The following is a 26,021-nucleotide window of genomic DNA, read 5'->3' as shown; positions in this document are numbered from 1 at the left end:
GGCGATGCAAAAAGACACCAGTCTGTTGAAGAAAAAGCGTGTGTGGATCTACGCGTTTCTCTTCACCCTGACACTGATCAACTACGTTGACCGAGTTTCGCTTTCGGTTGCCTCCAAAGTGCTCAAGGAGGAATTCGATATCTCGCCGGTTGCGATGGGCTACCTCTTCTCGTCCTTCGTATGGCTCTACTTTCTGGCCCTCATCCCCATGGGCTACCTCGTAGGCCGCTTTGGCCCTAAAAAGGTCAACGGTTACGGCATCGGGGTATGGTCGGTAGCCACTGCCTGCACCGCATTGTCGACCGGGTTTATTTCATTGCTCACGTGCCGGCTAATCATGGGCATGGGTGAAGCCACTACCTACCCTGCCGGCGCGCGCGTCATCCGCGAATGGATGCCACTCAAAGAGCGTGGCATGGCCACCGCCGTGTTCCACAGCGGCAGCCTGGTAGGCCCGGCCATCGGCGCCATTGGCTTTGGCTGGCTGATTAGCGCGTTTGGCTGGCGCATCGCGTTTGTCGTAGCCGGTGCGTTGGGATTCCTCTGGCTGGCTGCCTGGTTGAAATGGTACAGCCACCCTGCCAAAGCCCCATGGCTTGACGATGCCGAACGCGCGGAGATTGCTGAAGGTAGCGTCTCACACGGGGCCGAGCCGGCGCAGGCTGTGTCGCTTGGCCTCAAGGGCCTCGCACGCTCCAGCAGCATGTGGGCCATTGCCCTATCGCATGGGTGCGCTGTTTACGCTACCTACTTTTTCCTGACCTGGCTGCCGACCTACCTGCAGGCTGAGAAAGGCCTGACAGTGATGTCCAGCGGCATCTACACCGCTATCCCATACCTTGGTGCGGCGATTCTCGCCATCGTTATTGGCCGCCTGAGTGACAAGGCGATGCGCCCAGGTGCAGCCGAAACAGGACAGCGTCGCATGGTGGTAGCGAGTGTGTTGCTCGCCTCTTCGGTCATCTTTCTGGTGCCAGCGATCGACAGCACCTGGTCAATTCTGTTTGTGATCACCCTGTCGTTGGCGACCTGCGCTTCGGCGATTTCTCTGAACCTCTCGCTTGTGAACGACTTGGTGCGCTCTGAAGACGACGTCGGCACTGCAGCAGGCTTCATCACAGCGGTCGGCAATCTGTTTGGGCTGCTGGCGCCGATCGTGACCGGCTATGTGGTTGCCGGCTCCGGCAGCTTTGCCTTGGCCTTCGTGGTGGTCGGCGCCTTGCTGGTAGTGGGCGCGATCCTCTCGATGTTCTGTACCCGCCGCCCGATCGGGCTGGTCACACCTGCCAATCAGGCGGTGGCTTGAATTACTTGTAATGAAGGAAGCAGTAGCGTCATGAATCAACGTAGTGGTGTATCCCGCAACAACGACCAGGCCCAGTCTGGTTCTGGCGGGAAGTGGCGGCTGGCAACCGTCGTATTGGCGGTGGCCCTTGTTGTGTTTGGCATGGCCCTGTTCGGAGGCGGGGTATGGCTAATCGCGTTGGGCGGAAGCTGGTACTACGGCCTCACAGGTGCAGGGTGCATAGTCGCCGCAGCCTTGCTCTGGAAGCAACGGCGCAGCGCACTGTACCTCTTCGCCGTTATCTGGGGGCTGACCGTGATCTGGGCACTGTGGGAGGTCGGACTTAACTGGTGGGGGCTGGTGCCACGTCTGGTGGCCATGACCGTAATCCTGTTGCTCATTCTTTTCCTGTCGCCGGCGCTGCGCCGCGCTCCCCGCACTGCTGCGTAACGAGGTCTGTCATGTTCACATCCGTCAAATGCGGTGGCGTGCTTGCCATTGCGGTTTCTTGCACGCTGCAGATGCAGTTCGCTCAGGCTCGGGACGTACCGCAGGTCGGCAGCGACTGGCCGTTCTACGGTGGCGATCACAATGCCCAGCGCTTCAGCCCACTCAAGCAGATTACCCCTGATAACGTCGGGCGCCTGGAGCGCGCCTTCGTCTATCACACCAGGGATCTACCGAACCCGGGCAGCCGCTATTCACCAGAAACAACGCCGGTCAAGATCGGCAACGATCTGCTGATGTGCTCTGCCAAAAACATACTCATCTCGATCGACGCCGCAACAGGTAAAGAGAACTGGCGCCATGACCCTGGCGTCCCCGACCAGGCCATTCCTCACGCAGCAGCCTGTCGAGGCGTCGCGGTATATACCGCCCCGCAGCTTCCTGAATCCGCCCAATGCCGCAGCCGCGTTGTCGAGGCCACCCTCGACGCGAGGTTGGTCGCGGTCGACCTGCATACCGGTGAGCCTTGCAAAGACTTTGGTCAAAATGGCGCGGTTGATCTGTGGGAAGGTCTGGGTAAGAAAGTCCCCGGCTGGTACGCAGTAACGGCACCGCCCGCCATCGTCAACGGTGTGATTGTCACCGGTGCGCAGATTCGGGACGGCCAGGATGAAGATGCGCCCTCAGGTGTCATTCGCGGCTATGACGCCGTAACGGGAAAAATGGCTTGGGCCTGGGATCTGGCTAACCCGGCAAACGTTCATGGCCCAGCTGAAGGCAGCACCTACACCCGTGGCACGCCGAACATGTGGACGGCAGCAGTTGGCGACGAGGCGCTTGGCTATGTCTATCTGCCGATCAGCAACTCTTCGATCGATTACTACGGCTCCAACCGCAGCGCAGCCGAGAACAAATATTCCACCTCACTGGTGGCGGTAGACGTAAAAACGGGTAAAGACGTCTGGCACTTCCAGACCATTCGCCACGATGTCTGGGACTACGACCTGGGCAGTCAACCGACCATGCTGGATTACCCGGGCAAGGATGGGAAGCCGGTACCCGCGGTGCTGCTGCCGACCAAGCAAGGTGATATCTACATCCTGGATCGTGCCACAGGCGAACCGCTGATCCCTATCGGCGAGGTGAAGGCCCCGAAAGGCGGATCTGTGGAGCCAGACTTCCTGGCCGATACTCAGCCCACCTCCGAGTGGCACACCTTGCGCAAGGCCCCCAAGACCGAAGCAGACATGTGGGGCTTTTCCCCACTTGACCAGCTGATGTGCCGTATTCAGTTCCGCCAGGCGAACTACGAGGGCTATCTAACGCCGCCTTCCGTCGATCGCCCATGGATTCAATACCCTGGCTACAACGGTGGGTCGGATTGGGGCTCGGTGGCCATCGATCCGGTGCGACGGCTGTTGATTGCCAACTACAACGACATCCCCAACCTCAACCAACTGATCCCGCGAGAGCAGGCTGACAAGATGGGGCTTAAACCTATCTACGCGCCGAAGCCTGACGAGACGGCCTTGAACAAGGCCGGCAGCAAGTCAGGTAAAGGTGAAGGCGGCGCCTCGACTTATCCGCAGGTCAACGCACCGTATGCAATCAGCGTAAATGCCGGCTGGCGCAACTGGGGCACCGGCGTGCCGTGCTCGGCGCCACCCTACGGTGGAATTCGTGCAGTCAGCCTGGACACCGGTAAGACCGTATGGGACGAACCTCTGGGCACCGCGCGTCGCAACGGCCCGTTCGGCATCCCGTCGCACTTGCCACTCAATATCGGCTTGCCCAACAACGGTGGCACCGTGACCACGGCGGGCGGACTGACATTCGTTGGGGCTGCAACTGACAACCTGTTCCGCGCCATCGACACGGCCACCGGTGAAGTGCTGTGGGAAGACGTGCTGACAGTGGGTGCGCAAGCCAATCCGATTTCCTATGAGGTCAACGGCGAGCAATACGTACTGGTTTCTGCTTCAGGTCATGCCTTTATGGAAACCGGAACCAGCGACGAGATCATTGCCTACAAGCTACGCAAGTAAGGCCAGCGTCGGGGCTCGCTAGGGCCCCGTCTTGGAGCTATTCGACAGAGGAGAAAAACCATGGATCTAGGTCTGCAGGGTAAGCGCGTTTTGGTCAGCGGCGCATCGCGGGGCATTGGCCGAGCAATCGTCCAGCTCTTCCTCGCCGAAGGCGCGCACGTTGCGTTCTGCGCTCGCGGTGAAAAGGGCGTGCGCAACGCCCAGATCGAATTTGGTGAACACGCCTCGGGCACTGCCGTAGACGTCACCCAACCAGAACAGGTTCGTGCCTGGGTAGATAATGCGGCGACGCGCTTGGGCGGGCTCGACATTGTCATACCAAACGTCAGTGCCCTGGCCGGGGGAGATGATCTGCAGACCTGGCGCCGAGCTTTCGATACCGACCTGCTGGGCAGTGCCACGATGGTCAAAGCGGCTCTGCCAGCTCTGCGCGAGTCGCAAGCAGCTTCGGTAGTCTTGATCTCAAGCGTATCGGGCCGTGAGGTTGATATGTTCGCAGAACCCTACGGCATCTTGAAGGCCGCCTTGCTTCACTATGGCAAAACCCTGTCGGTTCGCCATGCAAGCGAGGGTATTCGAGTCAACTCAGTATCCCCTGGCAACGTGTACTTCCCTGATGGTGTATGGGGTGACATCGAGCGGGAGCAGCCCGAAACCTTTGCCAAATGCCTGGCCGAAAACCCGATGGGACGTATGGCTACGCCGGAGGAGGTAGCAAAGGCCGTGGTTTTCCTGGCCAGCCCTGCTGCCAGCTTTACAACGGGCACAAACCTGCTGGTCGACGGTGGACTCACTCGTTCAGTGCAGTTCTGAGTCCATCACGCCGGACAGATTATTGGAGAGGTCAACATGATGAAACTCTACATCTACGAACACTGCCCATTCTGCACACGGGCCCGGATGATCGTTGGGCTCAAATGTCTTCCAGTTACTCTTGAAGTCGTCATGGAGGGTGACGCCAAGACGCCGATTCGACTGATCGGTAAGAAGGCTCTGCCCATCTTGCGCAAGGATGACGGAAGCCACATCGGCGAAAGCCTGGACATTGTTCGATACCTGGATAGTTTGGGGCCCACTGCCCTCCTTGCTCCGCAAGACCGCGCACTGGATGAGTGGATCAAGGAAGTGTGGCCAACAGCACTCAGACTGTTTATCCCACGATTCGTAGAGGGCAATTTCGCAGAGATCGCCACGCCAGAGGCGAAACAGGCCTACCGTCAGCGTGAAGAGCTGGCTTTTGGTAATCTGGGGATGTTGCGCGAAGCCATGCCAAAACTACTTGCATCTATCCAGCCTATGCTTGAGGCCTTGGCACCACTTGTAGCTGAGAGAAAGGCTCTTGGCATCAACGACATCACACTGTGGCCGGTGCTTCGGTCGCTGTCTATCGTCCGTGAGATTGAGTTCCCGAAGCTGGTTCGTGACTACATGGAGCGCCTGAGCGCTTCATGTGGTGTTCCACTTTTGTTCGAGCACCACGGCTGAGCGACATACCATGTCCAGATCCGAGGTGGTTGCCCAGTGCGGGCGGAGGGCGGGTAGCAGTATCGAACAGCGGTTCTGGTACAGCGAAGCTGGCCAGATAAAGATATCTGCTGTCGGCATGGATGCGACTCTAATCCTGGATACACGCGTCAATCTCTTACGCGTCAATGAGCGATGCCTATTGCTCCAGGCGACGCCCGCCCGTCTCTTGGCACTCCTCCTTCTCAACCAAGGGACGGTGATGAGCAGAAAAACGATATTCAGCGAGGTCTGGGGATATCAATTCAACCCTGGCACCAAGATCATCGACGTTCAGATCTGCTATTTGAGAAAAATACTTCACACACTGCAGGCGCCGTTTGAAATAAAGACATTCAGAAGGCAGGGACTTCGACTGCAAGCTCTTGAGCAATGCTCCACCTGCCACAGTCTCTCATAGCAGCTTATGCCGCCTGAACTCATCAAGCCGTGAATCCCTGAGAGCGAATTGCTACCCAGGACCTTCACTGGTCTAACACGCCTTACTTGGTGCCACACTCACTCGCTGTCTCGCGGCCTCAACAGGGTTGAGCAATGCCTGCATCATAAGAGCGTTGCCTAACGCAGCGCCGGACGTGGTGTTGTCGAAAATGCACCAGGTGGGCACATTGTTGGCCCTACTCACTTCGAGCCGTTGCGACAAGCGCTGCAGATACGCTTTCGGGTATGAACTGTAGTAAGTCCGGGGGACGCCATGCAGTCTCCAATACACCATGCCTGGCCAACCACTGGGCTGCTCATCGTCACCGAAACGGGGTGGACTCGCGCCTACCTGGGCGATTTGAAATGCCGACAATTTAGCGTCTGCATCCCGCCAGGATGGATGTCGAGGTTCTAGCGCCAGTGGCCCCGCGTAGTGCTTGCGCATTAGCTCAAAAAAGTTCTGAGCAATTTTTGCCTCGTACTGCAGTGACGGTGGTAACTGCAGCAGAATGCAACCGAGACGGCCTTCGAGCTGGCCGCACTGCTCTAGGAAGTCCTTCAGCGGTGTCTCACAATTCATCAACCGCCGTTCGTGGGTGATTGTCTGTGGCGCCTTGACCGAGAATCTGAAACCTTCTGGCACCGACGCTGCCCACCGAGCATAGGTTTGGGGCCGATGCGATCGATAGAACGAACTGTTGACCTCTACCGCGTTAAGGCGAGTCGCGTAACGCTGCAAGTGGCTACCCAAAACGGGAAATTCTTCCAAAGAAGGCCGTGACAGGTTCCAGCCGGCGCACCCGATGTAGATCATTACCAATGCTCCTCGATATCCGGCTTTTTCCAAGGGGTTTGCCCGGCGCGCTCACGATTTTCTATAACGGCTAACGGTTCGAGAAAACCTACCCCGACAAGTTCTGCCGGCGCTCGCCAACCCGCTTGCCTTCGGCTATTTCTGGCGTGTCAGCACACTTATCCCCGTTTTGGAATCTCAGGGACTGGAGGAGCTTACCCAAAGACATGGTTAGCCTATACGAAGGAAACTCAGGGGGCCGATGATGCATGAATCATGATTACCTCGAAGACGGTTCCATCCTCGCCAGATGAGCTGACCTGGATTTTGCCTCCATGGCTGGCCACTATCTCCGCCGCGATGAACAACCCTAGGCCCAGCCCCGCTGACACCCCCCTGTCACCCGCCGCGTAGCTCGAGTAACGTCCTTCCGGCTTGAAGAGATGCGGCATGGCCTCAGGGGGGATGACTTCTCCCCAATTATGGACACTGACGCACGGGTCACCTTGATGGTCAAATACCTTCACATGGATCGGAAGGGCTGGATCACCATGGCAGATAGCGTTTCTAATCAAATTCGAAAAGACTTGAGCCATCCGTGCGGGGTCAAATAGCCCTGGGATGACCGCCTGTTCACTCAAAACAATCCTGGCGTCGGGGAAGGCAATGCGTAGCTCTTCGATAACCGAGCGACAGATCTCATTCAGCTCAGCTGGCTCCAACTGCACTGGAATGCCGGTGCCGATGTTGCAACGAGCAAGATCAAGCAGATCGTTCACCATGTTGTTGGCGCGTCGCGCGCTCGTACAGACTTGGGCTGCCAGCTCCCTCCCTTTCTCATCCAAGCCTTCTTGGCGGAGGATCAAGCCGCCCGCCATTAGCACCGCCCCCAAAGGGGAGCGCAGATCATGACTCAGCACAGCGAGTAGCATCTTACGCGTTGATTCCAAGGCCGATCCGTAGGCCGCGATGGATTCCACGAGGGCTTGGTCTATCGCTTCGTTGAAGCGGATCATGTCTCGAACATGGTGCTCCTCTTCAAACACTTCTTGCGCAAGCCAGTGCGATAGCACGCTGGAACGTAGCGCGCGGTACTCGGAGACCATTTGATCCAGTGAGAACCCGGCAACCAAGCGCGTCAGTGCATGCGTCTGAGCAGCCGTTTCACTGGTATTTAAGGGGCCCTGGCCCTGGGCCTTTTCCGCTTGTTCGCGTGTAGTCTGCCCTTTGCGCATGTCTGCGGCGATCGTTCGCAGAATTTTCTCTGCATGATTTCTCAGCCCGGTTGCATCGAGATCCGGCTGTTTTGTTTCTACCGATCGAGCAAAGTCTTCCCATGCCTGGAGAATACGTTCCATGCTGTTCTCGATGAAATCGTGCAGTCGCATAGCGGTCTAGATGCTCGCAGGGTAGGCATTCTCCAAGATTAGCCCATGCCGTAAGCCCGCATAGCAACAGCTAGTGAACCTTCTGTCTGTCTTTTGAAACGACTCGCTATAAGCCACACCTAACAGGAACACCCAGGAGTAAATGCTATGCCTAATCGCGTGCTGATCGTCGAGGATGACGATGTGCTGAGGTGGCTGATGACGGAAGCCCTTATGCATCTGGGGTATGAAGCGACTGGGTGCATTAGCGCTGACGCAGCTTTGCTTAAGCTGAACGTTAATGATTCATTTGATTTAGTGATAACCGACGTTGTGATGCCAGGACAATGTGATGGTATCGGTTTAGCCAAAACCCTATGGTCTATGCGTCCTGAGTTACCGGTTATAATCGTGTCAGGCAATACGGTTCTGCCTCCTGGCTTTTTACCAGCCAATGCGCGGTTTATTGCTAAACCTTGCACATTGGAAGCGCTTAGCCGGACGATAGTTGAGCTACTCCCAGTCAACTGATGCTCAGCCCGAAAAATTACACCGTAGGAAACAATGCCGTACGAATGCGCGCCACTTCATAAATGCCAATTGGGTGAATTCCATAATGCCGCTGCCACTCTATGCAACCCTCCTACTGCAGATACGCGAAGCCAGGGAAGCCATTAAAGAGCTCGAAACCGACGGCCTAGCTTAAAAAAAAGCCCAGCAAAATGCGCTGAGCTTTCCCACCCTGCGACTTACTTGTCTAGAGTAGCCGCCTGATTTCCCCCTTCTTCGGCAATCGCTGAAAGCTTCTCATCGGCAGATTTTTCTTCTACCAGTGTGTCTGCCAGCAACTGAGCCGCCTCCTTCATTCGCAAGTGTTTAGCCATCGCGATAAGCGTGCCATAAGCCGCGATCTCGTAATGCTCAACTTTCTGTGCAGCCCCGATGAGTGCGGCATCCAGTACAGCACCCTTTTCAATTTCGTCCAAAAGCTCCTTGCTCTCTTCAATCAGGCCCTCCATGGCGACGCACTTCATTCTCTTGAGTTTCAAGCCTGCAAGCTCAACCAGCTGGTCAATTCGCTCGATCTGACCCTGCGTTTCCTCCAAGTGAGAGAGGAAGGCTTCAGCAAGCAGTGGATTGGTCGAGGCGCGCGCCAAACGAGGCAGGGCCTTGGTGATCTGCTTCTCGGCGCTATACACATCCGACAGCTCGTGAATGAACAAATCTTCAACGCTTTTACGTGCAGGCATGGGTATTTCCTCAGAAAACTACTATCGGTTAAAAATGCTTTCCATGGGTAGCTGGCAGGCGTGGCGGCTCGGGCACATCGTTCGCAAGCAGTGTCCCAACGCCGAAGATCACCATGGCCATGCGGATTCGCAATGCCCTGCACGCCAGGCGCGAGTCCACTTCAAACGCCATCAAGGCCCTGCGCATTGCAAGCTCAGCGCCCTTGTCTTTTGTGACATTGCCGGCCTGTATTCGGGTTCGCATCGGAACTACTCGCTGTCGCGCCCCTGCACCAACCCCGACCCCAGGTCAGCGCCGGTAATCGGATTACTGTCCGGCTGAGAGGTCGTGCGCAACTTCATGGCCTCAACCGCTTCTAACTCCATCTCGGAGAGGGTTACCGAAGCGCTGCCATCCCCACCGTCCACCGCTGGGGCGGGATCCTCGACGTAGTCCCACTCGCTGCCTTCGTTCCAAGGGCCACGCACATTAGGCTCACCCGACATGTTGAAATACTTGTTGGTGAACTCCGGCATGCCCGGGAGCTTGCCTTGGGGGAAATTCGGCTGGATGGCATGTAGTGCTTTTTCGAATGAGAGCTGGTGAGCGATTTCACGTGTCATCAAGAAGCCCAACGCTTCCCTGACGCCTGGATCATCTGTCACGTTCATCAACCGCTCGTAGACGATTTTGGCGCGCGCTTCGGCGGCGATGTTCGAGCGGAAATCTGCAGTCGGCTCACCGATGGTGTCGACATATGCAGCACTCCAAGGCACGCCTGCAGAGTTGGTCAGTGGTGCACCGGCCCCATACAGGATGCTGGTGATATGCGAGTCATTACCGGCGCCATTGATGGCACGGTAAAGCTCTCCCTCCTCCTCAATCCCTTCTGCCAGGCGTCCTTTGGCCCCTTTATTAAGCATGACAATAATCGACCCCACGATCTCCAGATGGCTCAATTCCTCAGTTGCAATGTCCATCAGCAGGTCTTTGCGGCCAGCATCGTCCTCCGCCAGCGCCTGGGTGAAATATCGACTCGCCGCGGCCAATTCCCCTTGCGCGCCACCAAATTGTTCCAGCAGCAAATTGGCCAGACCAGGATTAGGCTGGGCAACGCGCACCGTATACTGTAAACGTTTGTTATGAATGAACATATTATGCCTCCACGGCAAATACAGCGCCGCAAATACGATTATTTGCCGGGCGTTATTATGGGAGGCAATACGTAAAGGAAATGTGCGGACAAAAATCTGAAAAGCAGACGAATGGTATAACTACTGCAGGTCAAACTTAATCAACCAACAGGATCGTGTTATTTTGCGCAGCAGATTCAACGCGCTCAAATATTAGAAAGAATATGGAGCCCAAGATCTACACATAACTGATTCCGGCCGCCACCCAATTGCCGCACAGGCCTTAATGATGGTGCTGAGAAAATTCTCGCATGAATATCTCCAATGTTTTAGGGCCCACGCCTTCGAAGCTCAGCAGCCAGCGCTTAAAATCGTCGCTACTGAGAGAACCCGCTTGCATGTCTTGAAGTTGACCCTCCCACTCTGAAGCCAGGGTGCAGCCTAGCGCATGGAGACGCCGGGCAGTCGACTGATCGTAACGGGCATAACCTCCCTCACCCAGCAAACGGACGAGTGTCGAATGCGAACAGCGAGCGAGTCTACCCGGTGTATCGGCAGCTTGTTGGTCGACCAGGACTCGATAAGTCTGCACTGCGACGCTTGAGCGAATCCGCTTCCCCATCAGGAAACTGGCGAGCAACCACCTGAACAAACCGTCGGCACTGGTCAGATCGATTCCGAGATCACGCGCTGTGACAGTGTTCACCCCTTGGTTCGACGTGGGTCAGCTGAGCGAGGGTAAGTGCGCTCCTCTTCAATCGTGCCATCTGCTTGGTGAATTTTCACAGAAGCCGTTTTGCCTTCAAAGAAGGCTGGCAACATGCTGACCAGTTCCTGCTTCGTCGCAGCCCGCTTGGATGCCCGGTCAGCACCGGCTTTCTTCAACTCCCATCCATCCGACGTCGGGTTTAGGTGATAGTTATCCATAGTCTTCTCATCCAGCTAAATTGACTGGCCATCGTCCTGTATATCCTCTTCAGCTTCCGCTGCATCCGTGGCGTCAGCGTCATTCAAGGGTGGCGAAGTAGGCTTTTGCGGGTCATTGATGAAGGGGACATCGCTTGGCCCCTTCTCTTCGGTGCCCTCGGTCTTTGGTTGCATGACTAAACCTCCAAGCTAATGGGTCAGGTGTCCAACACTAAGCACTGAACCTGGGGATGATGCCGACGTCGGCATCGCAACTGGCCCAATACCAGGTGACGGCGTTGTCCATTTTTTCTAGGCAAATGATAAATCCGGTGATTGCCGTGCAGTTCGTGGTCGATCACGTACGTGCAAGTGCTGGCACAACAATCCCTGCCTAGTCATGCGCTATTGAGGTATCCAATGGGAGAAAAATTCAATCGGATGAGTCCAGAAGAGCTTGGCAGCCCGTCGTAGGATCCTGGCGCGCCTGGACACCGACCTGGCGCCCTGGTTGACGGCGGTACCGGCCAACGCCGGCTTTCACCTGAGCGCGTTGGCCAGCCCCGGGGTGGAGGTCGAGCTGTTGATCAGCCTGGCCCGCAAGGTCGAGGTAGGTCTGTACTCTCTGGCGCCGTTCTTCAGCGAAGCGCCGGTGCGACCCGGGCTGGCCCCGGGCTTTAGCGCCAACGAACTGCTGGACCGGGTGCGCGATACCCTGCATCAGCTCAGCTAAGCGCTTGGGCTGCCCGCTCGGGTCGGGCGATAGCGCCAGCGTAGCCCTGCGGGGCGAACCGCGCGGTCACCAGCAGCATGGCCAGTACCGTGCAGGTCAGGAGCATCCACGAAGCCTGGAAGTCGCCGCTGACATCGCGCAGCCAGCCGGTGATGTAGGGCACGATGCCAGTGATGATAAAGCCGATGCCCTGTACGAACGAGGCCAGGCTACCAGCCTCGGCCGGGGTTTTCAGGTGTTCCAGGGTCAAGGTCAGGCTTAGGCTGAAGCACGAGCCCAGGCCCAGACCGATCAGCGCCACCCACAGCCCCATCGCCGCAGTCGGCGCCAATAGCAGGCCAAGGAAACCGCACAGCTGAATCGACAACGCCAGCCAAAGCCCCAGACGGCGATCGGCAAAACGCCGCAGCAACAGCGGCAAACCCAGTGCGCCTGCAACCTGGAAGAGGGTCATCAGGCCCACCAGATCGGCGCCACCTTGAGCAGTGCCACCGTGCTCCAAATGATAAGCCGGCAGCCAGGCGACCATGCTGGTGTAGCCGCCGTTGATCAAGCCGAAGTACACCGCCAGCAGCCACGCACGACGGTTGCCGAACCAGTGCCCACCGCCGCCGTTGGCGAACGTGGGCGTGTCCTGGCGCGGACGCAGCACTGCCCAGGCAAGCAACCCCAGCAAGGCCGGCACTGCCCAGATACCCAGGCCCGCCTGCCAATGGCCGAAATAGCCACTGATGTGCGGGCCGAGTACGGCAGCCAAGCCACCACCACTCATCAAGGCCGCCGAGTACAACCCCATGGTTGCCGCCAGACGGCCGGGGAACCAGCGGTTGATCAACCCCGGCATCATGCCCTGCACCACTGCCACCCCCAGGCCTGCGACAACCGCACTGGCAATCAGCGCCCTGACCGTGTCCAGCTGCAAGCGCCAAAGACAGGCCACGGCAATCGCCGCCAAGCCCATCAGCATACCGCCATGCTCACTCAGCCAGCGGCGTAGCCACGGGTGAAGCAAGGGCATCAGGCCCATGCACAGCACCGGCAGTGCTGTCAGCAGCGCCGCTTGTTGATAGCCAAGGCCAGTGCTGGCGCGCATCGGTTCGAGCAGCGGGCCTATGCTGGTGAGAATCGGCCGCAGGTTGAGCGCCAACAAGACCACCAGCAGCAGATTCAAAGCGCCTCTCATGCCTGCTGAACCTGCTGCCATTGGCGGTACAGATCAGCTTCGCCTGCCGGCTTGAGCGGGCGCAGCGGCAGGCTTTGCTGCTGCGGTGGCTTGGCCATCTGCGCATAGACTGCGGCAGTAGACAGGCCATAGGGCTCGCCTTCGTCGTTGTCATAGGCAAACCAGGCCCGCTCGATGCCGCACAAATGCATCGCGGCCAGGCACATCGGGCAAGGGTGGCCAGTAGCGTAGATCTCGGCCCCATCCAGGCGTGGCCGGCCCAAGGCCTGCGCGGCCTGGCGAATGGCTTGCATTTCGGCGTGGGCAGTCGGGTCCTGGCTGCGATGAATCTCGTTGACCGCGCGGGCGAGCACCTGACCTTGATAGACCAGTACGGCGCCAAACGGACGGCCACCGGCTTGAATATTGGCGCGGGCCAGATCAAGGGCCTCGCGCATGAACTGTTGGTTGGACATGAAGCACTACTCCTGTTGCAGAGGGCAGCATTATCCCGTCTCGCGGGCTGTGGCTGAAATGAAGAGATTGGATGCACCTCAGTGGCCACCTGAATAAGCCGATGCCTGATAAGAGCCGTCTAAAAAGCATCGCGCAGAAGGAGAAAGATCCGACAGTGGTGGCGCAGCAAGCTACTTAGCATCGCAGGCCCGACCCACTAGACAAGGGCTCCTCAGATGCCAGTAACCCGTCCCACCCGCTTGGCAGCCGCGCTGCTCGCTTCGGCCTTGTTCGCCAGCAACGGCCTGTATGCCGCCCACCTGACGCGCGACAATGGCGCGCCCGTGGGCGACAACCAGCACTCGCAGACTGCCGGCGCTGCAGGCCCAGTGCTGCTGCAGGACGTACAGCTGATCCAGAAGCTGCAACGCTTTGACCGCGAGCGCATCCCAGAGCGTGTGGTACATGCCCGCGGCACGGGCGCCCACGGGATATTCACCGCCTTCGAAGACCTCGGCGAGCTGACCCAAGCCTCGCTGTTCACACCTGGCCTGCGCACGCCGGTGTTCGTGCGCTTCTCCTCGGTGGTGCATGGCCTGCATTCGCCAGAAACCCTGCGCGACCCACGCGGCTTTGCCACCCGCTTCTACACCGCCAGCGGCAACTGGGACCTGGTGGGCAACAACTTCCCAACCTTCTTCATCCGCGATGCGATCAAGTTCCCGGACATGGTGCATGCCTTCAAGCCCGATCCACGCACCAACCTGGGCGATGACAAACGGCGTTTCGACCTGTTCTCGCACATGCCCGAAGCCACCCGCACGCTGACCCTGCTGTACTCCAACCAAGGCACGCCAAAAAGCTACCGGCACATGGACGGCAACAGCGTGCACGCCTACAAGTTCGTCAACGCCAAGGGCGAGACGACTTATGTGAAGTTTCACTGGAAAAGCCTGCAGGGCCAGGTCAACCTCGACCCAGCCGCCGTTGAGCAGATCCAAGGCAAAGACTTCAGCCACATGACCGCTGACCTGATCAACGCCATCAGTCGTGGCGAACACCCCAAATGGGACTTGTACATTCAGACCCTGAGCCCAGAGGCGCTGGCCAAGTTCGATTTCGACCCACTAGACCCCACCAAGATCTGGCCCGATGTAGCCGAACGTCGTGTCGGCCAAATGGTGCTCAATCGCAACGTCGACAACGTCTTCCAGGAAACCGAACAGGTGGCCCTGGCCCCGTCCAACCTGATCGCCGGGATCGAGCCTTCCGAGGATCGTCTGCTGCAAGGTCGGCTGTTCTCCTATGCGGATACGCAGATGTATCGCGTCGGCGCCAACGCCAGCAGCCTGCCGATCAATCAGCCACGGGCAGCGGTAGACAATGGCAACCAGGATGGCGCGCACAACCCCGGTCGCAGCAAAGACAGCGTCAACTATCAACCCAGCCGCCTAAAACTACGCACCACGCCTGAGGCGGCGCGCTACAGTGCCCTGCCACTGGCGGGCAGCACGCAGCAGCAAGGGATCGCCCGTGAGCAGAACTTCAAGCAGGCTGGCGAGCTGTTCCGCTCCTTCTCCGAGGCTGAGCAGCGCGACCTGATCAACAGCTTTGGCCAGTCGCTGGCAGCAGCCGATGATGAAAGCAAGCTGATCATCCTGTCGTTCCTGTACAAGGCTGATCCGGCCTATGGCGAAGGTGTGGCCAAGGTGGCCAAAGGCGATCTGGAGCAGATGAAAGTACTGGCGGCCAAACTCGAAGACTGAAAGCGCCTAGCGCTCGTGGCGATTGAGCCGCGAGCGGTAACTGCCCGGGCTATGCCCGGTCCACTTCTTGAACGCGCGATGGAACGCGCTGGGTTCCTGAAAGCCGGTCTGCTCGGCGATCTCGGCGATGCTCAGGCTGCCCTCGCGCAGACGCTCGAAGGCCATGGCCCGGCGCACTTCATCCTTGATCTGCTGGTACGAGCGCCCTTCACGTTCCAGCTGGCGGCGAAAGCTGCTGGCACTCAAGCCCTGACGTTCAGCCAGGGCAGTCAGCGTCGGCCACTGGCCATAGCGCCTGGCGCGCAAATGCCGGTAAACCTCGGCGACCAAACCATTTTGATTGCGAAAGCGGATCACCAGCCCCTGGGGTGCGGTACGCAAGAAGGTTTTCAAGGCTGCCACGTCTTGCACCACCGGCAGGCGCAGGTAGGCATTGTCGAACTCGACCTCGGTGCGGCCACTGCCCAGACGCAGATCAGGCCCCCACAACAGCGTGTCGTCTTCCTGGGTGGGTCGGGCGACGGCAAGTTCGGTGCGGTCGATGACGATACGCCGCCCCGCCAACCAACACAGCAAACCGACCACCAACACCAGGTAGGTTTCTTCGGCATAGACCCGGGTCAGCGGGTCTTCGATACTCGACTGCACACTGATAACCGCGCGCCCGCCGCGCACCGAAAAACTCCCGCGCAGGTCACGCAAAAACAGGGCGAAATTACCCAGGCACTGACGCAGGGCCTTCTCCAGGTTCGGCTCCTGCACCAGCCCACGGCAGATCAAGGCAAAGCTGCCAATCGGCATGCCGTGGCTGTCGAGGCGGAAAAACTCATCGTCAAGCGCATGGATCAGGTCTAGCCACAGGCGCGCGAAGGCCTTGGCCGGCACCCGCTCCTGGGGCTGATCGAGCAAGGCGGGGTCGATGCCAACGGCCAACAAGTGGCCATCGCGCTGCTCGGGCTGATCGCGCAGGGCATGCACCATGGCATTGAGAAAGTACACCGCGACCGAATCGCTATCGCGCATGGTTGATGTTCACTGTCTAGGCTGAGTGGCAAAAAATGCCAGGTTGACTGAGCAGATCCGACATAGGCCCTGCCTCGACCTTTGCCTAGACTCGACCCATTGTGGATACCGCGGTCATTCTCGCAGAGCCAGGCCCTATCCCGCCACGCCTTCGCAATTGGAGCCTCATATGAGCAGTGCAGAAATCTACGTTGTCAGTGCCGTGCGTTCAGCCATCGGTGGCTTTGGCGGTTCGCTCAAGGACCTGCCCCTGGCAGATCTGGCCAGCGCGGTTACCCGTGCGGCGATCGAGCGTTCAGGCGTGGCGGCCGAGCAGATCGGTCATGTGGTCATGGGCAACGTGATCCCCACCGAGCCGCGCGACGCCTATCTGGGCCGGGTGGCGGCAATGAACGCTGGCATCCCCAAGGAAACCCCGGCGTTCAACGTCAACCGCCTGTGCGGCTCAGGCCTGCAGGCAATCGTCTCGGCAGCCCAAGGCTTGTTGCTGGGGGATTGCGATGTAGCCTTGGCTGCGGGTGCCGAATCGATGAGCCGCGGCCCCTATCTACTGCCGCAAGCTCGTTGGGGGGCACGCATGGGCGACCTGCAGGGCATCGACTACATGGTCGGCATTCTTCAGGATCCGTTCGAACACTTCCACATGGGCATCACTGCCGAGAACGTTGCGGCCAAGCACGGCATCACCCGGCAAATGCAGGATGAACTGGCCCTGACCAGCCAGCAACGCGCCGCCCGCGCCATCGCCGAAGGCCGTTTCGCCAGCCAGATCGTGCCGCTGGAGCTCAAGACCCGTAAGGGCAGCGTGCAGTTCGCCGTGGACGAGCATGTGCGCGGCGATGTCAGCGCCGAGCAGTTGGCCGGCATGAAGACCGTGTTCAAGAAAGATGGCAGCGTCACCGCGGGCAATGCCAGCGGCATCAATGACGGCGCCGCCGGGCTGGTGCTGGCCACCGGCGATGCGGTGCGCCGACTGGGCCTGAAGCCATTGGCGCGGCTGGTGGCCTACGCCCATGCGGGGGTGGAACCGGCATTGATGGGGCTAGGGCCGATTCCGGCTACGCAGAAGGTGCTGGCAAAAGCCGGTCTGTCGGTCAGCGACCTGGACGTGATCGAATCCAACGAAGCCTTCGCCGCCCAGGCCTGCGCGGTCGCCCGCGCGCTGGACTTCGACCCGCAGAAGGTCAACCCCAACGGCTCGGGCATTTCTCTGGGCCACCCGGTAGGCGCCACCGGGGCAATTATCGCCACCAAGGCCATCCATGAACTACAGCGCATCCAGGGCCGCTACGCCCTGGCTACCATGTGCATCGGCGGCGGCCAAGGCATCGCCGTCGTCTTCGAACGCGTGTAAGGAATCGTCAACATGAGCATTGAACAGATCGCCGTGATCGGCGCCGGCACCATGGGCAATGGGATCGCCCAGGTGTGTGCCGTGGCGGGCTTCCAGGTGCTGGTCATCGACGTTTCGGATGCTGCCCTGGAACGCGGCGTGGCCACCCTGAGCAAGAACCTCGAGCGTCAGGTCAGCAAAGGTACCCTCGCCGCTGATCAGGCCGAGGCGGCCAAGACGCGTATCCGCACCAGTACCGACTACGCCGCCCTGAGCAGCGCGCAGCTGGTGATCGAGGCCGCGACCGAAAACCTCGAGCTGAAGCTGCGCATCCTCAAGCAGGTGGCGGCCAACGTTAGCGCCGATTGCCTGATCGCCACCAACACCTCGTCGCTGTCGGTCACCCAGCTGGCCGCCAGCATCGAGCAGCCCGAGCGCTTCATCGGCGTGCACTTCTTCAACCCAGTGCCGATGATGGCGCTGGTCGAGATCATTCGTGGCCTGCAAACCAGCGACAGCACCTACGCCCAGGCCTTGCTGGTGACCGAGAAGCTCGGCAAGACGCCCATCACCGCCGGCAATCGCCCAGGCTTTGTGGTCAACCGCATCCTGGTGCCAATGATCAACGAGGCGATCTTCGTCCGTCAGGAGGGCCTGGCCAGCGCCGAGGATATCGATACCGGCATGCGCCTTGGCTGCAACCAACCGATCGGCCCGCTGGCATTGGCTGACCTGATTGGCCTGGACACGCTGCTGGCGATCATGGAGGCCTTCCATGAGGGCTTCAACGACAGCAAGTACCGCCCTGCCCCGCTGCTCAAGGAAATGGTTGCCGCCGGCTACTTGGGGCGCAAGAGTGGCCGCGGGTTCTTCACCTACTGATTGGAGCGAGTGCCATGCCAGCCAACGCTGTCCTGCGCTGTGCCAACTTCGATGAGCGTCGCGACAAGGCCATGGCACTGTTTGCCGAAAAAGGCTTCGGCCAGGTCAGCATGCGCGAGCTGGCGGCGCATGTCGGTCTGACGGCAGGCTCGCTGTACCACCACTTCCCCAGTAAACAGGACCTGCTCTACGACCTGATCGAGGAGTTGTACGAGGAGCTGCAAGCGACCCTCGATCAAGGGCGACGGGCATTGGCGCGAGGCAAGCCGGTGTTGGCAAGCCTGGTAGCCGCGCATTGGCAACTGCATGCCGAACGGCCGCTGCAGTTTCGCCTGGCCGAGCGCGACCTGTGCTGCCTGAGCGAAAGCCAGCAAGCGCGTTTGCTGGTCGCACGCAAGCGTTACGAGGCGGGCTTGTTGCACCTGATTGCGCCCAAGACCTCGCTGGCAGGTGAGAGGCTGGCGGCCACTGCGCATGTGCTGGCGACCCTGCTCAATCAGTTGCCAGGGTGGCTGCATGGCCGGGGCTTGCCTGAAGATCAGAGCCTTGCGCTGATGGAGAGTGTGTTGCTGGGTGGGATCGAGCGGACCTTGCGCTAGGCTGTGCCGGCCTTAGCGCGGGACAAGCCCGCTCCCACACAACCTCCTCAACCCCTGTAGGAGCGGGCTTGCCCCGCGATAAGGCCGGCACAGCTCCACGTCAACTTCAGGACGCCGCCGAGACCTGTTCGGCAGGTTCTTCCCGGCTGGCATAACGCTGCGCCAACACCGCGCAGACCATCAACTGGATCTGGTGGAACAGCATCAACGGCAAGATCATTGCGCCAATCCCGCTGCCAACGAACAATACCTGCGCCATCGGCACGCCGGTGGCCAAGCTCTTCTTCGAGCCGGCAAACAGGATCGTGATCTGATCCTCGACATTGAACCCTAGCACCCGTCCCAGCAGTCGCGTGCCCACCAGCACCACGGCCAACAGAATCCCGCAGACTGCAAACAACCCCGCCAGATGCTGCGCCGACACGGTATGCCAAAGGCCTGTGACCACCGCCTCACTGAACGCGGTGTAGACCACCAGCAAAATCGAGCCTTGATCGACCAGTTTCAGCCAGCGTGCATTGCGCTTGACCCAATCACCGATCCAGCGTCGGGCCATCTGGCCGGCCACGAACGGCACCAGCAGTTGCAGGGTGATCTTCAGCACCGCATCGAGGCCCGAACCGGTATCGCCGTCGGCACCGAGCAGCAGCATCACCAGCAATGGCGTCAGGAAGATCCCCAACAGGCTGGAAGCGGCCGCGCTGCAGATCGCAGCAGGTATGTTGCCCCGCGCAAGCGAGGTGAAGGCAATCGCCGACTGCACGGTGGCTGGCAAGGCACACAGGTACAACACGCCCAGGTACAGCTCGTTGCCCACCAACGGCACGAACAGTGGCTTGAACGCCAGCCCTAGCAGCGGGAACATCACGAACGTGCAAGAGAACACCAGCAGGTGCAACCGCCAGTGGCTGGCACCGGCAATGATCGCCTCGCGCGACAGTTTGGCGCCGTGCAGAAAGAACAGCAGGCCGATGGCCAGGTTGGTCAACCAGCCGAACAGTACCGCGCCCTCGCCTGAACATGGCAGTAACGTGGCAATCAGCACGACCCCGAGCAAGGCCAGGGTGAAATTGTCAAAGAGCATGCGCAAGTACTTCATCACAGGTTCCGTCTTGTCATTGTGCAAGGGCAGACGATAAGGTCTGGCCACCTTTACCGCTAACGCCGGAACCCCCAGCAGTGTCGCTCAACGGACACTGCGCACGCTTCAGACCAGGAAACCCCATGCGCTATACCTCTGTTCGCCTGCTCAAGTTGGGCCTTGTACTGTCCCTTGCCAGCAGTCAGGTGCTGGCCGATGACCTGCACAACCAGGTCGACGCGATCATTCAACCACTCATGCGCGACCATGCCATTGCCGGCATGGCGGTGGCGGTGTTCGTCAATGGCCAGGAGCACTACTTCACCTACGGCCTGGCCAACAAGCAAGAGCGCCAGCCGGTAAGCCGCGAAACGCTGTTCGAAGTCGGCTCGCTGAGCAAGACCTACACCGCTACCCTCGCAGCCCTGGCCAGTGCCGAAGGCAAGCTTGATCTGAACGCCCCCGCCAGTCGCTACCAGCCGGCCCTGGCAGGTGCGCCACTGGGTAAGGCCAGCGTGCTGGAGTTTGGCGCTTACAGCGCCGATTGCCTGCCGTTGCAATTCCCGGATGAGGTCACTACCTCGGCCCAGGCTCTGGCGTTCTACCAACAGTGGCAACCCCGTGGCGAGCACGGCACACAGCGTTGCTATTCAAACCCAAGTCTTGGGCTGTTCGGCGATCTGGCCGCGCGCGCGCAGCAGCGCCCGTTTGCCGATTTGATGAGCCAAACCGTGCTGCCGCAACTGGGCTTGAAGCACACGTACCTGGCGGTTCCCTCTGCTGCGCAGGGCCTCTACGCGCAGGGCTACGATGCGCAGGACCGAGCGGTGCGGGTCAATCCTGGACCTTTCGCTGATGAGGCCTACGGCATCAAAACCAATGTGGTCGATGCAATGCGCTACGTGCGCCTGCAACTGCAGCCCGACCGCCTCAGCCCAACGCTCAAGCAGGCCATCGCCATCACCCACACCGGCTACTTCCAGGTCGGCGCCATGACCCAGGGCCTTGGCTGGGAGCGCTACCCCTACCCGGTCAGCCTCGACACCCTGCGCAAGGGTAATGGCGCAGACTTTGCTCTCAAGCCCCAGCCCACCCAACGGCTACTGCCGGCAAGCCCTGCAGCGCAAGCCGCCTGGTACAACAAGACCGGGTCTACCGCAGGCTTTGGCGCTTACGTCGCCTTCATCCCATCCAAGGGTATGGGTGTTGCCCTGCTTGCCAATCGCAACTACCCCAACGAGGCCCGGGTAGAGGCGGCATATCGCATCCTCACGCAGATCCAGGCGCCTGAATAATCTAGCTTTTAGCGCTGTTCGGGGGCATCGCCCAGGGCGTTGTCGAGTGGATTGTCAGACAAGATGTAGTGAGAAAAAATATTCACTACAAAACTGTTGACGACGTGAATCGGCCTTGGGCATGATGAAGCCGTCTCCCTGATCGGGAGCGGTGGCAAGGGTGTTCCAGACGGCCTGCGCGGTAACGCAGGCCGTCCATGGAGAGGGATCTGTCCAAAAGGCAGCGTGAGAAAGCCCCTGTTGCAATGCTGCTGTAGCAGCCTTGGTAGTGCGCTACATGGGTAGCGCCAAGTGTGAAATCACTAATCGACGGGTAATGGGGGCTTTATGATGAACTTGAACGACAAACCGACTATCGACCAATTGGCCCAGCTGTTCGCCGCGCGCAAGGACAGCCTTGACGACCACCTGCTGTGGCTCAGCCAGACCGGCGAGGTACGCCTCGACCGCCTGCCGCCGAACAGCGTCGAAGATCAATTCGAAGCGGACCTGCCAACCATGCGCGCCCGCTTCAAGGTCTACCGCCGTGGCCAAGGCTACGTCGGCAAGAAAGCCGCCGCCGACACCGAGTTCGTTGGCCGCGTGCTGCAGACCCTGCAACAAGAATGGCCCGCCGCCCGTGAGCGGCAGGCAGTCAAGGTGATCGACCCACTGAACTGAGTTGTACACCGCTACTTGAGCCCGGCCCACAAAGGCCGGGCTTTTTCATGGGCGGTTTCGCCGCTTCTGCAACCGCCGTCCTTCAGGCCTGAAGCCTAGGCCGCTGCACCTGCGGCAATGGCAAGGCGCCAGTGGCCAGCGCCCGCCCGCGCTCAACGCCCCAGACCAGCGCTCGTGTCATGGTCTCGCCCGGACGCGTCGGATGATACTCTTCGTGCAACGCGGCACCGTTCTTGGCATATAGCCCCAGGAACAACTGCGTGGCCCCCAGGCGCGACAGGCGCACCTGCACATCAATGCTGGTGCCATCACTGAGTTCCTCATCGTGGCTGCGACTGTGCAACTGCGCATCGGCCCACTGCCAGTAGGCCTCTTCCCTGATTCGCATCGAAATCAATCCTCCATTGGCGAAATGCCGCGCAAGAAGACCACAGCATCGAGTCGCGTGCGAGGGCAACACGCCGATACCATGAGCAGGATCAACAAAGGCAAAAAAAACCCCGCCATTGAGCGGGGCGTTGGCGGTCGGCTTACTTCTTGGTCGGCACCCGTGGAGTGAAGCGACCCTTCTTGATGCGCTGCAGCGACGCAGGCTGCAGCTGCTCCGATTCGTCCAGGGTCATGTTGGCAAAGCCCAGGCGCAAAGCCGTCTGGCCGCAACGGACCTGGCTGTTGATCGGGAATGCATCATTCATGTCTTCGAAAAAGGATTCGCTCATGCCCTGTCTCCCTCCAGAGGTGACCGTGTCGGCAAGCAGCGTACTTGCCTAGATGAACAGCGGCCTGTTGAAGTGAGACTAGCCGGTCATTCTCGGACCGCCCGGACAAAATCCACGGACCCGACCAGTGGCACATGGCCTTACTTCAAACGCACCGCCGTACCGGTGGCGAACACCACGACCATGCCGCCCTGCACCGACGGCATGCTGATTTCGAAGTCCACGCCGACCACGGCGTCAGCTTGCAATTGACGTGCCCGGGCCATCAACTCCTGAGTGGCCTGCTCACGCGCCAGCTTCAGTGCGCCCTCCAGGGTCTGCGAGCGGCCACCGAAAAAGTCGCGAAAGCGAGCAAAGAAATCGCGCACGAAGTTGATGCCCTGCACCGATTCGGCGCTGACCACGCCAAGGTATTCAGCGACCGGACGGCCTTCCAGTTGGCTGGTAGTGGAAATGATCATGTACGGGCGCTCCCTTGGATTAGGCAAAAGAAGCGCATGCTAACAAACCTTGCCCGCCCTCCCGGCAAGGTCTGCGGCGTTTTCGTAAGCGCTTATTGCGCGCTGGCCGGGCGCAGGCGCTGGCTGATCCGCGGACCGAATACATTGATCAGCAGCCCCAGCATCACCAACAACGCGCCCCAGCCCTGCATGGCACTCAGTCGTTCATCCAGCAACCAGGCCGATGAACTCAAGCCCACCACCGGCACCAACAGCGAGAAAGGGGCGACCTTGCCCGCAGGGTGACGCGACAGCAGCGTGCTCCACAGGGTGTAGCCGAGCATGGTCGCGGCGTAGGCCAGAAATGCCAGGGCCAATACCGAGCTCAAGCCGATGTTGCTCAACGCATCAGCCATGCGCTGCGGCCCCTCCAGCCACCAGGACAGCAGCAGAAACGGCAGCGGCGGAATCAGCCCGCCCCAGACCACCAACGCCACCAGGTTCACTGAACCGAAACGGCGCGTGATGATGTTACCCATGCCCCACATGGCACCGCCGCACAGGGTCAGCAACAGGGCTACCAGCGGCACATGGCTACTGTTCTCGCTGCCGATCAGGGCCAAGCCGCTCGCAGCCACCAACAAGCCGATCAGGCTGGCCGGGCGCAGACGCTCCCCGAGAAACAGCGCGGCGAAGCCCAGGGTGAAGAAGGCCTGCGACTGCAACACCAGCGAAGCCAGCCCCGGCGGCATTCCGCTATGCATGGCCTGGAACAGGAAGGCGAACTGACCGAGGGAAATCGTTGCGCCATAGGCGATCAGCCAGCGCCAGGGCAAGTTCGGCCGCTTGATCAGCAACACCGCCGGGAATGCCACCAGCAGAAAACGCAAGGCGCCAAGCAACATGGGCGGCAGGCCGTCGAGGCCGACCTTGATCACCACGAAATTGACTCCCCAGACGATGATCACCACCAGGGCAATCAGCAGGTCCTTGAGTGGCATTGCGACTTCCTTCTTCAGGCTGTTCTAGACATATTTCGTTACAGCATAAGGGCTTTTGCTGGCGCCGGACCGACACAGTTGCGGTCCAGGGTTGCGCAACAGTCTGAGATTGTTCCTCGCTCAAAGGGGGCTGTGCTGGCGGCGCAAGCACACTGAGGCCGTCGCCCGGCAGGTAGCGCGGCTACCTGCCTGCTCCAGCCCCGCTGGATTACCCGCGGCGCAACCGCTGTCAAATTGTCTGTCATCTAGCGGTCATCCCACTGTCGTAATCTGCGGTGCATCTCTATGCCACAGGTCCCCGGCATGCACCGCCTCTGCGTCTTGCTCTTGTGTATTCTGCCCCTGCTGGCCTTGGCTGAGCCGGCGCAGCTGCATGTGCAAGGCTCCAACACCATCGGCGCGGCGCTGGGTCCAGCGCTGATCCAAGGCATGCTGCAAGCCCAAGGCGCCAGCGCTATCGAGCAGGCGCCAGGGGCGGCCCCTAATGAAACCGACATCACTGCGCGCGATCTCAAGGGCCTGTTGATCCGCGTCGCGATCGCAGCGCATGGCTCTAGCACAGGGTTTGCCGCGCTAGGCAGTGGCGCTGCCGACCTTGCCGCCGCCTCGCGCCCCATCAGCGAAGCCGAAGCCCAGCGCCTGCGGGCACTGGGCGATCTACGTAGCCCGGCCCAGGAGCAGGTGATCGGCCTGGACGGCGTTGCGCTGATCGTGCATCCGGACAACCCGCTGGCCAAGCTCACCACCGAGCAACTGGCGCAGGTGTTCTCAGGCCAGGTGTCGCGCTGGGAGCAGTTAGGCGTGCCCGGCGGGCCGATTCGTCTGTACGCGCGCGATGACCGCTCCGGCACTTTCGAAACCTTCAAGGCGCTGGTACTGGACACTCACGCCAGCGTGCTGGACAGCCAGGCGCTGCGTTTTGAATCCAGTGAGCAACTGGCGGAGCGGGTCAAGGCTGATCGCCAGGCGATTGGCTTTAGCAGCCTTGCTGCGGTGCACGGGGCCAAGGTGCTGGCCATCGCCGAGGGCGACGCGCCGGCCCTGCTGCCCAGCCGCGCGCGGGTGGCCAGCGAAGACTATCCGCTGTCGCGGCGATTGTACTTTTACCTGCCCAGCAACCCGCAGCCGTTGGCCCGGGCACTGGCCGAGTTCGCGCAGAGCCCGGCAGGCCAGGCGATTGTCGCTGAACAGGGGTTTGTCTCGCAGCAGGTCAAGGCACTGGCGGTGCCCACCCAAGCGGATATGCCGCCGCGCTACCGCAACCTGGCCGAGGAGGCGCAGCGTCTGACCGTCAATTTCCGCTTTCAGCAAGGCAGTGCCAGCCTCGACAACAAGGCGCTGCGCGATGTGCGGCGGGTGGCTGATTACCTGCGCCAGACGGGCAAGTTGCACGTCAAGACAGTGCTGGTCGGCTTTAGCGACCCCAAGGAGACGCCAGGGCGCGCCGCGCTGCTTTCACGCTTGCGGGCGATGGCGGTACGCCGGGAGTTGGCTCGCGATGGCGTGCAGATCAAGGAGGTGACCGGCATGGGTGATGAACTGCCGGTGGCCGACAACGATCAGGAACAGGGGCGCCTGCGCAATCGGCGGGTTGAGGTTTGGGTGTATTGACGAGTTGGCCAGTACTGGCCTCATCCCGGGGCAAGGATCCAAGCAAAGAAATGTAACAGCGTCGCATTCGAGCACTGGGGGAAATGGGTCTAGGCTCAAACCCATGT

Annotated in this window: 27 protein-coding genes and 2 pseudogenes; 15 read left to right on the top strand and 14 right to left on the bottom strand. The window is 60.1% G+C overall.

Annotated features, from left to right (window positions below; translation table 11 throughout):
• The first annotated feature begins 4 nt into the window (after window positions 1-4).
• Genes OIU19_RS04060 through OIU19_RS04035 form a run of 6 tightly spaced genes read left to right on the top strand, consistent with a single transcriptional unit; the run spans window position 5 to window position 5,701 of the window.
• Window positions 5-1,306 carry an MFS transporter gene (locus OIU19_RS04060; RefSeq protein ID WP_264233520.1) on the top strand — a complete coding sequence of 434 codons (1,302 nt, stop codon included), beginning with the start codon at window positions 5-7 and terminating at the stop codon, window positions 1,304-1,306.
• 30 nt (window positions 1,307-1,336) lie between these two features.
• Complete coding sequence (locus tag OIU19_RS04055) at window positions 1,337-1,735, top strand: glucose dehydrogenase (RefSeq protein WP_264233518.1); 399 nt, start codon at window positions 1,337-1,339, stop codon at window positions 1,733-1,735.
• An 11-nt stretch (window positions 1,736-1,746) separates the two neighbouring features.
• Complete coding sequence (locus OIU19_RS04050) at window positions 1,747-3,777, top strand: pyrroloquinoline quinone-dependent dehydrogenase (protein WP_264233516.1); 2,031 nt, start codon at window positions 1,747-1,749, stop codon at window positions 3,775-3,777.
• Window positions 3,778-3,837: 60 nt separating this feature from the next.
• Window positions 3,838-4,590 carry an SDR family NAD(P)-dependent oxidoreductase gene (locus OIU19_RS04045; protein ID WP_264233515.1) on the top strand — a complete coding sequence of 251 codons (753 nt, stop codon included), beginning with the start codon at window positions 3,838-3,840 and terminating at the stop codon, window positions 4,588-4,590.
• Between the two features lie 36 nt (window positions 4,591-4,626).
• Window positions 4,627-5,262 carry a glutaredoxin 2 gene (gene grxB, locus OIU19_RS04040; RefSeq protein ID WP_264233513.1) on the top strand — a complete coding sequence of 212 codons (636 nt, stop codon included), beginning with the start codon at window positions 4,627-4,629 and terminating at the stop codon, window positions 5,260-5,262.
• A gap of 10 nt (window positions 5,263-5,272) precedes the next feature.
• A complete protein-coding gene (locus OIU19_RS04035) occupies window positions 5,273-5,701 on the top strand; it encodes a winged helix-turn-helix domain-containing protein (RefSeq protein ID WP_372353284.1) in 429 nt (142 codons plus the stop codon).
• Between the two features lie 72 nt (window positions 5,702-5,773).
• On the opposite strand, the gene OIU19_RS04030 is transcribed toward OIU19_RS04035, so the two are convergent.
• Complete coding sequence (locus OIU19_RS04030; RefSeq protein WP_264233512.1) at window positions 5,774-6,538, bottom strand: DUF72 domain-containing protein; 765 nt, start codon at window positions 6,536-6,538, stop codon at window positions 5,774-5,776.
• Between the two features lie 230 nt (window positions 6,539-6,768).
• Complete coding sequence (locus OIU19_RS04025; protein ID WP_264233510.1) at window positions 6,769-7,905, bottom strand: sensor histidine kinase; 1,137 nt, start codon at window positions 7,903-7,905, stop codon at window positions 6,769-6,771.
• A gap of 147 nt (window positions 7,906-8,052) precedes the next feature.
• Here OIU19_RS04025 and OIU19_RS04020 point away from each other — a divergent pair, with 147 nt between their 5' ends.
• On the top strand, window positions 8,053-8,415 hold the full coding sequence (locus OIU19_RS04020) for a response regulator (protein ID WP_264233509.1): 363 nt from the start codon (window positions 8,053-8,055) through the stop codon (window positions 8,413-8,415).
• 218 nt (window positions 8,416-8,633) lie between these two features.
• Here the strand turns inward: OIU19_RS04020 and OIU19_RS04015 are convergent, their stop codons facing one another.
• The 4 genes and pseudogenes from OIU19_RS04015 to OIU19_RS04000 all read right to left on the bottom strand — a co-directional run.
• On the bottom strand, window positions 8,634-9,134 hold the full coding sequence (locus OIU19_RS04015; RefSeq protein WP_264233507.1) for a ferritin-like domain-containing protein: 501 nt from the start codon (window positions 9,132-9,134) through the stop codon (window positions 8,634-8,636).
• A gap of 249 nt (window positions 9,135-9,383) precedes the next feature.
• Complete coding sequence (locus OIU19_RS04010) at window positions 9,384-10,268, bottom strand: manganese catalase family protein (RefSeq protein WP_264233505.1); 885 nt, start codon at window positions 10,266-10,268, stop codon at window positions 9,384-9,386.
• A 681-nt stretch (window positions 10,269-10,949) separates the two neighbouring features.
• Window positions 10,950-11,174: a DUF2188 domain-containing protein gene (locus tag OIU19_RS04005; protein WP_264233501.1), complete on the bottom strand. Its 225-nt coding sequence runs from the start codon at window positions 11,172-11,174 to the stop codon at window positions 10,950-10,952.
• Window positions 11,175-11,394: 220 nt separating this feature from the next.
• A pseudogene (locus tag OIU19_RS04000) lies at window positions 11,395-11,515 on the bottom strand (DUF6555 family protein); the annotation flags it as partial.
• A 98-nt stretch (window positions 11,516-11,613) separates the two neighbouring features.
• Here OIU19_RS04000 and OIU19_RS03995 point away from each other — a divergent pair.
• Window positions 11,614-11,886 (top strand): annotated as a pseudogene (locus OIU19_RS03995) (PLP-dependent aminotransferase family protein); the annotation flags it as partial.
• On the opposite strand, the gene OIU19_RS03990 reads toward OIU19_RS03995, so the two are convergent.
• The gene (locus OIU19_RS03990) at window positions 11,879-13,069 is read right to left on the bottom strand and encodes a CynX/NimT family MFS transporter (protein WP_264233499.1); all 1,191 of its coding nucleotides are present in this window, start codon (window positions 13,067-13,069) and stop codon (window positions 11,879-11,881) included. The pseudogene OIU19_RS03995 and the gene OIU19_RS03990 sit on opposite strands and share 8 nt — an antisense overlap.
• On the bottom strand, window positions 13,066-13,524 hold the full coding sequence (locus tag OIU19_RS03985; protein ID WP_264233497.1) for a nucleoside deaminase: 459 nt from the start codon (window positions 13,522-13,524) through the stop codon (window positions 13,066-13,068). Before OIU19_RS03985 ends, OIU19_RS03990 begins: the two co-directional genes overlap by 4 nt.
• Window positions 13,525-13,740: 216 nt before the next feature.
• On the opposite strand from OIU19_RS03985, the gene OIU19_RS03980 reads away from it, so the two are divergent.
• Entirely contained in the window at window positions 13,741-15,270 is a 1,530-nt protein-coding gene (locus tag OIU19_RS03980; protein WP_264233496.1) for a catalase, read from the top strand.
• A gap of 6 nt (window positions 15,271-15,276) precedes the next feature.
• Here OIU19_RS03980 and OIU19_RS03975 read toward each other — a convergent pair whose 3' ends face one another.
• A complete protein-coding gene (locus OIU19_RS03975; RefSeq protein ID WP_186555174.1) occupies window positions 15,277-16,293 on the bottom strand; it encodes an AraC family transcriptional regulator in 1,017 nt (338 codons plus the stop codon).
• 169 nt (window positions 16,294-16,462) lie between these two features.
• Here OIU19_RS03975 and OIU19_RS03970 point away from each other — a divergent pair, with 169 nt between their 5' ends.
• Genes OIU19_RS03970 through OIU19_RS03960 form a run of 3 tightly spaced genes read left to right on the top strand, consistent with a single transcriptional unit; the run spans window position 16,463 to window position 19,107 of the window.
• Window positions 16,463-17,647, top strand: coding sequence for an acetyl-CoA C-acyltransferase family protein (locus OIU19_RS03970; protein ID WP_264233494.1), 1,185 nt, complete (start codon window positions 16,463-16,465; stop codon window positions 17,645-17,647).
• 12 nt (window positions 17,648-17,659) lie between these two features.
• Window positions 17,660-18,508 (top strand): 3-hydroxybutyryl-CoA dehydrogenase, encoded by an 849-nt coding sequence (locus tag OIU19_RS03965; RefSeq protein ID WP_264233492.1) that lies wholly within the window; start codon window positions 17,660-17,662, stop codon window positions 18,506-18,508.
• Between the two features lie 14 nt (window positions 18,509-18,522).
• A complete protein-coding gene (locus tag OIU19_RS03960) occupies window positions 18,523-19,107 on the top strand; it encodes a TetR/AcrR family transcriptional regulator (protein ID WP_264233490.1) in 585 nt (194 codons plus the stop codon).
• A gap of 106 nt (window positions 19,108-19,213) precedes the next feature.
• Here OIU19_RS03960 and OIU19_RS03955 read toward each other — a convergent pair whose 3' ends face one another.
• Window positions 19,214-20,206, bottom strand: a complete 993-nt coding sequence (locus OIU19_RS03955) for a bile acid:sodium symporter family protein (RefSeq protein WP_264233489.1) — start codon at window positions 20,204-20,206, stop codon at window positions 19,214-19,216.
• A 125-nt stretch (window positions 20,207-20,331) separates the two neighbouring features.
• Between OIU19_RS03955 and ampC the strand changes: the two genes are divergently transcribed.
• A complete protein-coding gene (ampC, locus tag OIU19_RS03950) occupies window positions 20,332-21,483 on the top strand; it encodes a class C beta-lactamase (protein WP_264233487.1) in 1,152 nt (383 codons plus the stop codon).
• 327 nt (window positions 21,484-21,810) lie between these two features.
• Window positions 21,811-22,143 carry a hypothetical protein gene (locus tag OIU19_RS03945; RefSeq protein ID WP_186555168.1) on the top strand — a complete coding sequence of 111 codons (333 nt, stop codon included), beginning with the start codon at window positions 21,811-21,813 and terminating at the stop codon, window positions 22,141-22,143.
• Window positions 22,144-22,225: 82 nt separating this feature from the next.
• On the opposite strand, the gene OIU19_RS03940 is transcribed toward OIU19_RS03945, so the two are convergent.
• The 4 genes from OIU19_RS03940 to OIU19_RS03925 form a co-directional block, all read right to left on the bottom strand.
• On the bottom strand, window positions 22,226-22,531 hold the full coding sequence (locus tag OIU19_RS03940; RefSeq protein ID WP_186555167.1) for a hypothetical protein: 306 nt from the start codon (window positions 22,529-22,531) through the stop codon (window positions 22,226-22,228).
• A gap of 142 nt (window positions 22,532-22,673) precedes the next feature.
• Entirely contained in the window at window positions 22,674-22,862 is a 189-nt protein-coding gene (locus OIU19_RS03935; RefSeq protein ID WP_264233485.1) for a hypothetical protein, read from the bottom strand.
• 140 nt (window positions 22,863-23,002) lie between these two features.
• Entirely contained in the window at window positions 23,003-23,323 is a 321-nt protein-coding gene (locus OIU19_RS03930; protein ID WP_264233483.1) for a YbjQ family protein, read from the bottom strand.
• A 92-nt stretch (window positions 23,324-23,415) separates the two neighbouring features.
• Window positions 23,416-24,303 carry an EamA family transporter gene (locus OIU19_RS03925; RefSeq protein WP_264233481.1) on the bottom strand — a complete coding sequence of 296 codons (888 nt, stop codon included), beginning with the start codon at window positions 24,301-24,303 and terminating at the stop codon, window positions 23,416-23,418.
• Between the two features lie 303 nt (window positions 24,304-24,606).
• Between OIU19_RS03925 and OIU19_RS03920 the strand changes: the two genes are divergently transcribed.
• Window positions 24,607-25,914: a phosphate ABC transporter substrate-binding/OmpA family protein gene (locus OIU19_RS03920; RefSeq protein ID WP_264233479.1), complete on the top strand. Its 1,308-nt coding sequence runs from the start codon at window positions 24,607-24,609 to the stop codon at window positions 25,912-25,914.
• Window positions 25,915-26,021 lie beyond the last annotated feature (107 nt).

The sequence above is a fragment of the Pseudomonas sp. BT-42-2 genome, from assembly GCF_025847435.2.
GTDB lineage: Bacteria > Pseudomonadota > Gammaproteobacteria > Pseudomonadales > Pseudomonadaceae > Aquipseudomonas > Aquipseudomonas urmiensis.
Note: the sequence above shows the minus strand (reverse complement) of the source record. Positions and strands in the feature narration are given on the sequence as shown.

Bases quoted from the DNA above. Each gene is read 5' to 3' on its own strand.
- OIU19_RS04060 (WP_264233520.1), top strand. From the start codon at position 5: ATGCAAAAAGACACCAGTCTGTTGAAGAAAAAGCGTGTGTGGATCTAC.
- OIU19_RS04055 (WP_264233518.1), top strand. From the start codon at position 1,337: ATGAATCAACGTAGTGGTGTATCCCGCAACAACGACCAGGCCCAGTCT.
- OIU19_RS04050 (WP_264233516.1), top strand. From the start codon at position 1,747: ATGTTCACATCCGTCAAATGCGGTGGCGTGCTTGCCATTGCGGTTTCT.
- OIU19_RS04045 (WP_264233515.1), top strand. From the start codon at position 3,838: ATGGATCTAGGTCTGCAGGGTAAGCGCGTTTTGGTCAGCGGCGCATCG.
- grxB (WP_264233513.1), top strand. From the start codon at position 4,627: ATGATGAAACTCTACATCTACGAACACTGCCCATTCTGCACACGGGCC.
- OIU19_RS04035 (WP_372353284.1), top strand. From the start codon at position 5,273: ATGTCCAGATCCGAGGTGGTTGCCCAGTGCGGGCGGAGGGCGGGTAGC.
- OIU19_RS04030 (WP_264233512.1), bottom strand. From the start codon at position 6,538: ATGATCTACATCGGGTGCGCCGGCTGGAACCTGTCACGGCCTTCTTTG.
- OIU19_RS04025 (WP_264233510.1), bottom strand. From the start codon at position 7,905: ATGCGACTGCACGATTTCATCGAGAACAGCATGGAACGTATTCTCCAG.
- OIU19_RS04020 (WP_264233509.1), top strand. From the start codon at position 8,053: ATGCCTAATCGCGTGCTGATCGTCGAGGATGACGATGTGCTGAGGTGG.
- OIU19_RS04015 (WP_264233507.1), bottom strand. From the start codon at position 9,134: ATGCCTGCACGTAAAAGCGTTGAAGATTTGTTCATTCACGAGCTGTCG.
- OIU19_RS04010 (WP_264233505.1), bottom strand. From the start codon at position 10,268: ATGTTCATTCATAACAAACGTTTACAGTATACGGTGCGCGTTGCCCAG.
- OIU19_RS04005 (WP_264233501.1), bottom strand. From the start codon at position 11,174: ATGGATAACTATCACCTAAACCCGACGTCGGATGGATGGGAGTTGAAG.
- OIU19_RS03990 (WP_264233499.1), bottom strand. From the start codon at position 13,069: ATGAGAGGCGCTTTGAATCTGCTGCTGGTGGTCTTGTTGGCGCTCAAC.
- OIU19_RS03985 (WP_264233497.1), bottom strand. From the start codon at position 13,524: ATGTCCAACCAACAGTTCATGCGCGAGGCCCTTGATCTGGCCCGCGCC.
- OIU19_RS03980 (WP_264233496.1), top strand. From the start codon at position 13,741: ATGCCAGTAACCCGTCCCACCCGCTTGGCAGCCGCGCTGCTCGCTTCG.
- OIU19_RS03975 (WP_186555174.1), bottom strand. From the start codon at position 16,293: ATGCGCGATAGCGATTCGGTCGCGGTGTACTTTCTCAATGCCATGGTG.
- OIU19_RS03970 (WP_264233494.1), top strand. From the start codon at position 16,463: ATGAGCAGTGCAGAAATCTACGTTGTCAGTGCCGTGCGTTCAGCCATC.
- OIU19_RS03965 (WP_264233492.1), top strand. From the start codon at position 17,660: ATGAGCATTGAACAGATCGCCGTGATCGGCGCCGGCACCATGGGCAAT.
- OIU19_RS03960 (WP_264233490.1), top strand. From the start codon at position 18,523: ATGCCAGCCAACGCTGTCCTGCGCTGTGCCAACTTCGATGAGCGTCGC.
- OIU19_RS03955 (WP_264233489.1), bottom strand. From the start codon at position 20,206: ATGAAGTACTTGCGCATGCTCTTTGACAATTTCACCCTGGCCTTGCTC.
- ampC (WP_264233487.1), top strand. From the start codon at position 20,332: ATGCGCTATACCTCTGTTCGCCTGCTCAAGTTGGGCCTTGTACTGTCC.
- OIU19_RS03945 (WP_186555168.1), top strand. From the start codon at position 21,811: ATGATGAACTTGAACGACAAACCGACTATCGACCAATTGGCCCAGCTG.
- OIU19_RS03940 (WP_186555167.1), bottom strand. From the start codon at position 22,531: ATGCGAATCAGGGAAGAGGCCTACTGGCAGTGGGCCGATGCGCAGTTG.
- OIU19_RS03935 (WP_264233485.1), bottom strand. From the start codon at position 22,862: ATGAGCGAATCCTTTTTCGAAGACATGAATGATGCATTCCCGATCAAC.
- OIU19_RS03930 (WP_264233483.1), bottom strand. From the start codon at position 23,323: ATGATCATTTCCACTACCAGCCAACTGGAAGGCCGTCCGGTCGCTGAA.
- OIU19_RS03925 (WP_264233481.1), bottom strand. From the start codon at position 24,303: ATGCCACTCAAGGACCTGCTGATTGCCCTGGTGGTGATCATCGTCTGG.
- OIU19_RS03920 (WP_264233479.1), top strand. From the start codon at position 24,607: ATGCACCGCCTCTGCGTCTTGCTCTTGTGTATTCTGCCCCTGCTGGCC.